The organism is Acidiphilium sp. PM (genome assembly GCF_000219295.1).
Classification (GTDB): Bacteria; Pseudomonadota; Alphaproteobacteria; order Acetobacterales; family Acetobacteraceae; genus Acidiphilium; species Acidiphilium multivorum.
In genome coordinates, this window is the sequence record NZ_AFPR01000127.1 from 1 (window position 1) to 5,764 (window position 5,764).

Here is a 5,764-nt window from a genome sequence, read left to right on the forward strand (position 1 = left end):
CCATGTTCGGCACGGTCATCGCGCTGCGCCGTGGCGGCCACATGCGCATGACGGCGCTCGTCGCCCGTCTCGGCCCCTCGACCCGCGCCTTCGCCGAGGCCTTCGCCCTGGCGGCGATGGCCGGCTTCGCGCTGCTGCTCCTGCCGGACGCGATCGGCTTCGCCGCCCAGCAGGGCGCGATCCACACGCCGGCGCTGGGCCTGCCCGGCAGCCTGCGCACCGCCGCCCTGCCGGCCGGCTTCGGGCTGATCGTGCTGACCGCGCTGGTCCAGCTCCCGGCGCACCGCCTGCGCGACCTGCTGCTCGCCGCGATCGGCCTCGCCGCCGCCGGCCTCGCGCTGTCCGTCCTCGCCCCCTGGTTCGACGATATCGGCAACTGGTCGCTCGTCGTCTTCTTCGTGCTGCTGCTCGGCGCGGGCGTCGCCGCCGGCGTGCCGATCGGCTTCGCCTTCGGCCTCGCCACCTTCGCCTATCTCGCCGATGCCGGCGGCATTCCGCTCTCGATCATGGTCGGCAAGATGCAGGAGGGCATGAGTTCGCTGATCCTGCTCGCGGTGCCGCTCTTCGTCTTCCTCGGCACGCTGATCGAGATGACCGGCATGGCCCGCGCGATGGTCGACAGCCTGGCCGCCCTGTTCGGCCATTTCCGCGGCGGGCTCAGCTATGTCCTGCTCGGCGCGATGTATATCGTCTCCGGCATTTCCGGCGCCAAGGCGGCGGACATGGCGGCGGTCGCCCCGGTGCTGTTCCCCGAGATGAAGCGCCGCGGCGTGCCGGAGGGCGAGCTGGTCTCGCTGCTCGCCGCCTCCGGCGCGATGAGCGAGACGATCCCGCCCAGCCTGGTGCTGATCATCATCGGCTCGGTCACCAGCGTCTCGATCGCCGCCCTCTTCGCCGGCGGCATGCTGCCGGCGCTCGTGCTGGCGATCGTGCTCGGCATCATCGCCCGGCGGAACGCGGGGCGCGATGGCCACGGTGCCGCGCCGCGCGCGCCCGTCCGCGTCATGGCGCGGAATTTCGTCATCGCCCTGCCGGCGCTGGTCGTCCCCTTCCTGATCCGCTTCGCCGTCGCCGACGGCATCGCCACCGCGACCGAGGTGTCCACCATCGGCATCTTCTATTCGGCCCTGGTCGGCCTGCTCGTCTACCGCCAGTTCGACTGGCGCCGCCTCTGGCCGATGCTGGTGGACAGCGCATCGCTCTCCGGCGCGATCCTGTTCATCATCGGCACCGCGAGCTGCATGTCCTGGGCGCTCACCCAGTCCGGCTTCGCGATGTCGCTGGGGGCGGCGATGCAGGCGGTGCCCGGCGGGCGCGACGGCTTCCTGCTCGCGTCCATCCTGGTCTTCATCGTGCTCGGCAGCGTTCTCGAGGGCATCCCCGCGATGGTGCTGTTCGGCCCGCTGCTGTTCCCGGTGGCGAGCCAGGCCGGCATCAACGAGGTGCACTACGCGATCGTGGTGATCCTCGCGATGGGGATCGGCCTGTTCGCCCCGCCCTTCGGCGTCGGCTACTACGCCGCCTGCGCGATCGGGCGGATCGACCCTGCCGCCGGCATGCGCCGCATCGTGCCCTATCTTGCCGCGCTGCTGATCGGCCTGCTGATCGTCGCCTTCGTCCCGGCGATCACCACGGCCCTGCTCCCCCACTGACAGACTCGCCCCGACCGGAGACAAGCCATGAGATTCGACAACAAGATCGCCATCGTCACCGGCGGGCTGTCCGGCATCGGCGCCGCCATCGCCGCCCGCCTCGCCGCCGAGGGCGCGAAGGTGATCGCCGGGGACATCGCGACCGACGCGGCAACGCTCGATGCCGCGCCCCCCATCGCCCCGCTGCGCGTGGACGTCGCCGATCCGGCGAGCGCCGCCGAACTCGTCGAGACCACCCGCGCCACCCATGGCCGGGTCGATATCCTCGTCCAGGCGGCCGGCATCGGCCATGACGTGCCGCTGCTGGAAACCACCCCCGAACTGTTCGACCGCATCATCGCGATCAACCTTCGCGGCACGTTCCTGGTCGCGCAGGCGGCGGCGCGGGCGATGGTCGCGCAGGGCGGCGGCGCGATCGTCAACATCGCCAGCGTGTCGGGCATGCGCGGCAATGTCGGCCGCACCGCCTACGGCGCCTCGAAGGGCGGCGTGGTGATCATGAGCCAGGTCATGGCGGTGGAACTCGCCGCCGCCGGCGTGCGGGTGAACGTGATCGCCCCCGGCCCGGTGGACACGCCGCTGGTCGCGCGCATGCACGACGCCGAGATCCGCCGGATCTGGACCGACGCCGTGCCGATGCGCCGCTACGCGACGCCGGAGGAAATCGCCGGCGCCGCCGCCTTCCTCTGCTCGGAGGATGCCGGCTATGTCACCGGCCACGTGCTCGCGGTCGATGGCGGCTTCCTCGGCACCGGCGTGCAGCGCCGGCCGCAGTAGGCCTTAGAGCACTTTCCGATCCATCCGGATCGGATGCAGTGCTCTATAATACTGATAATTAAAGCATCTTTATCCGATCAGATGACTCCATCTGATCGGATGATGCTCTAGCCGAGCAGCGCCGCCAGCAGCGAGTCGAGCCGCTTGCGGCCTTCATAGGTCGCGCTCACCCGCGCCGGCGTGACGTCGAGATAGCCTGCCTCGATCGCCTGCGCCGTCACATCGGGGTCGAGCATGTCCATGAGATCGCGCCCGGTCCGCGCCGCGTAGGCGTCCCTGTCGATCCCCTCGGCCAGCCGCAGCCCCATCAGCAGCGCCTCGCGGGCGCGCTCGTCCGCGCCGATCTCGATTTCCTCGGTGCTGCCATGCCCCGCCGCCTCGACCCGGGCGGCCCATTCCTCCGGCGCGCGGTGCCGCCGGGTCGCGAGCAGTGTCTCGCCCAGGCTGATCCGCCCATGCGCGCCGGCGCCGATGCCGGCATAGTCGCGGTAGCGCCAGTAGGCGAGGTTGTGGCGCGACTCCTCGCCCGGCTTCGCGTAGTTCGAAATCTCGTAGGGGCCGAGGCCGAAGCGCGCCGCCTCCTCGGCGGTGGCGTCGTAAAGTGCCGCGGCATCGTCATCCTCGGGGAGCGCGAAATCGCCGCGGGCATGGGCGGTGGCGAATCGCGTGCCGGGCTCGATGGTGAGCTGGTAGAGCGAGAGATGATCGAGCCCGACGGCGAGGGCGGCGCCGAGTTCGGCGCGCCAGGCGGCGAGCGTCTGGCCCGGCCGGGCATAGATCAGGTCGAAGGACAGGCGCGGGAAGATGGCCCGGCCGAGTTCCACTGCGGCCATCGCCTCGGCCGCGCCATGCTCGCGGCCGAGAAAGCGCAGCGCGTCGTCGTTCAGGCTCTGCACGCCGATCGAGACGCGGTTGACCCCGGCCTCGCGATAGGCGCGGAACCGCCCGGCCTCGATGCTGGTGGGGTTGGCTTCGAGCGTGATCTCGAGATCGGGCGCCGGCGCGAACAGGCGGCAGGCCCGCGCGATCAGTGCCGAGACGCTTTCGGGCGCCATCAGGCTCGGCGTGCCGCCGCCGAAGAAGATCGAGGTCAGCCGGCGCGGACCGAGGCGGGCGGCCTCGAAGTCGAGTTCGGCGAGGAGTGCGGCGACGATCCGCCGCTCCGGGATCCGCTCGCGGACATGGGAGTTGAAGTCGCAATAGGGGCATTTGGCCTTGCAGAACGGCCAGTGGATATAAAGGGCGAGCGGCGTCATGCCCGGCGTCTAGCACGTCTTGCGCCGGAGGCCGATCTGGGCCATATCGCCCCGATCGGCACGCCTTCGGGCGAAGTTGCCGATAATTCGCACACGAAGCGCCTTATCCAGCGCGCTGGTTCCGGTGCCGCAAGGCTCGGCTTCGTGGAGGTTCAACCGGATGGCCGCCTGCCCGGCGGCCCCAGACAAGGATACCAGATCATGGCGATGCCAGACGTCTCCCTGCGCCAGCTGCTCGAAGCCGGCGTGCATTTCGGCCACAACACCCGCCGCTGGAACCCGCGCATGGCGCCGTTCCTGTTCGGCGTGCGCAACCAGGTCCACATCATCGACCTGCAGCAGACCGTGCCGATGCTCGAGCGCGCGCTGCGCGAGATCCGCAACGTCACCGCCGGCGGCGGGCGCGTGCTGTTCGTCGGCACCAAGCGGGCGGCGGCCGAGCATGTGGCGGATGCGGCGAAGCGCTGCGGCCAGTATTACGTCAATCACCGCTGGCTCGGCGGCATGCTGACCAACTGGAAGACCATCACCAACTCGATCCGCAAGCTGCGGCAGATGGAAGAGACGCTGGCCGGCGATGGCCAGGGCCTGACCAAGAAGGAAATGCTGAACCTCATGCGCGAGCGCGACAAGCTCGACCGCGCGCTGGGCGGCATCAAGGAAATGGGCGGCCTGCCGGACATCCTGTTCATCATCGACACGAACAAGGAGAAGCTCGCGGTCGAGGAAGCCAACAAGCTCGGCATTCCGGTCGTCGCGGTGCTCGACTCGAACTCGAACCCCGAGGGTGTCACCTATCCGATCCCCGGCAATGACGACGCGATCCGCGCGATCACGCTGTATTGCGACCTTGTCGCGAACGCGGTGCTCGACGGGATCAGCGCCGAGATGGCGGCTTCCGGCGCGGATATCGGCGCGCTGGAAGAACTGCCGGCCGAGGCGGTGGACGAGGACGCCGAAGCGCAGGCCTGAGCCGCACGCGGGACGAATTCCGGACCCGCCCCTGGCGGGTCCGGCCGTATTCATTTTCTGAGGAGAACTCCCATGGCCGATATCACCGGCGCGATGGTCAAGGATCTGCGTGAGAAGACCGGCGCGGGCATGATGGATTGCAAGAAGGCGCTGGTCGAGACCGACGGCGACATGGAAGCCGCGGTCGACTGGCTGCGCAAGAAGGGTCTTGCCGCGGCGGCGAAGAAGTCGGGGCGGACCGCGGCGGAAGGGCTTGTCGGTGTCGCCCATGAGGGCAACAGGGCGTCGATGGTCGAGGTGAATGCCGAGACCGACTTCGTGGCGCGGAACGAGGCGTTCCAGAATTTCGTCGAGACGGTGGCGAAGCTGGCGCTCACCGTGGGCGAGGATGTCGAGGCGCTGAAGGCGGCGGCCTTTCCGGGCAAGTCGCACAGCGTTGCGGACGAGCTGGTGAGCCTGGTGGCCACCGTCGGCGAGAACATGTCGATCCGGCGGGCCGCGGTGGTCGAGGTGAAGGACGGCGTTGCCGCGTCATACGTGCATGGCGCGCTGAAGCCGGGGCTCGGCAAGATCGGCGTGCTGGTGGCGCTGGAAGGCAAGGCTGACGAGGCGCTGAGCACGCTGGGGCGGCAGATCGGCATGCATGTCGCGGCGACGCGGCCGGATGCGCTGAGCATCGCCGATGTCGATCCGTCGGCGCTGGAGCGCGAGAAGGCGGTGCTGGCCGAGCAGGCGCGCGCCTCCGGCAAGCCGGAAGCGATCATCGAGAAGATGGTCGAGGGCCGGGTGAAGAAGTTCTACGAGGACGTGGTGCTGCTGGAGCAGACCTGGGTGCACGACGGCGAAAGCAAGGTGCAGAAGATCGTCCAGAGCGCCGGGGCGACCCTGACCCGTTTCGTGCGGTTCACCCTCGGCGAGGGGATCGAGAAGGAAGCCACCGACTTCGCGGCGGAGGTCGCGGCGGCGGCGGGCGGCTGATATCTTGCTCCGCTCCGCCGCGCGGTGACGCGGGGCGGGCGAAAAAGCCTGGAGACGGCGGTGCGAGGTTCGCGCCGCCGTTTTCGTTTTTGGGCAGTGCGGGTTCGGCCGCCGGCGGTCGGGGCCTCG

5 protein-coding genes are annotated in these 5,764 nt (G+C 69.6%); 4 read left to right on the top strand and 1 reads right to left on the bottom strand.

What is annotated here, in order from left to right:
* Nucleotides 1-2: 2 nt before the first annotated feature.
* Both APM_RS06495 and APM_RS06500 read left to right on the top strand, forming a co-directional pair.
* The gene (locus APM_RS06495; protein ID WP_007422555.1) at nucleotides 3-1,652 is read left to right on the top strand and encodes a TRAP transporter large permease subunit; all 1,650 of its coding nucleotides are present in this window, start codon (nucleotides 3-5) and stop codon (nucleotides 1,650-1,652) included.
* A 27-nt stretch (nucleotides 1,653-1,679) separates the two neighbouring features.
* The gene (locus tag APM_RS06500) at nucleotides 1,680-2,429 is read left to right on the top strand and encodes an SDR family NAD(P)-dependent oxidoreductase (RefSeq protein ID WP_007422556.1); all 750 of its coding nucleotides are present in this window, start codon (nucleotides 1,680-1,682) and stop codon (nucleotides 2,427-2,429) included.
* A gap of 107 nt (nucleotides 2,430-2,536) precedes the next feature.
* Here APM_RS06500 and hemW read toward each other — a convergent pair whose 3' ends face one another.
* On the bottom strand, nucleotides 2,537-3,685 hold the full coding sequence (hemW, locus tag APM_RS06505; protein ID WP_007422557.1) for a radical SAM family heme chaperone HemW: 1,149 nt from the start codon (nucleotides 3,683-3,685) through the stop codon (nucleotides 2,537-2,539).
* A 201-nt stretch (nucleotides 3,686-3,886) separates the two neighbouring features.
* Between hemW and rpsB the strand changes: the two genes are divergently transcribed.
* Both rpsB and tsf read left to right on the top strand, forming a co-directional pair.
* Nucleotides 3,887-4,657 (top strand): 30S ribosomal protein S2, encoded by a 771-nt coding sequence (gene rpsB / locus APM_RS06515; RefSeq protein WP_007422558.1) that lies wholly within the window; start codon nucleotides 3,887-3,889, stop codon nucleotides 4,655-4,657.
* A 72-nt stretch (nucleotides 4,658-4,729) separates the two neighbouring features.
* Nucleotides 4,730-5,635, top strand: coding sequence for a translation elongation factor Ts (gene tsf, locus APM_RS06520; RefSeq protein WP_007422559.1), 906 nt, complete (start codon nucleotides 4,730-4,732; stop codon nucleotides 5,633-5,635).
* Nucleotides 5,636-5,764 lie beyond the last annotated feature (129 nt).

Coding starts and splice junctions, on each gene's coding strand:
- rpsB (WP_007422558.1), top strand. CDS start 3,887: ATGGCGATGCCAGACGTCTCCCTGCGCCAGCTGCTCGAAGCCGGCGTG.
- tsf (WP_007422559.1), top strand. CDS start 4,730: ATGGCCGATATCACCGGCGCGATGGTCAAGGATCTGCGTGAGAAGACC.
- APM_RS06495 (WP_007422555.1), top strand. CDS start 3: ATGTTCGGCACGGTCATCGCGCTGCGCCGTGGCGGCCACATGCGCATG.
- hemW (WP_007422557.1), bottom strand. CDS start 3,685: ATGACGCCGCTCGCCCTTTATATCCACTGGCCGTTCTGCAAGGCCAAA.
- APM_RS06500 (WP_007422556.1), top strand. CDS start 1,680: ATGAGATTCGACAACAAGATCGCCATCGTCACCGGCGGGCTGTCCGGC.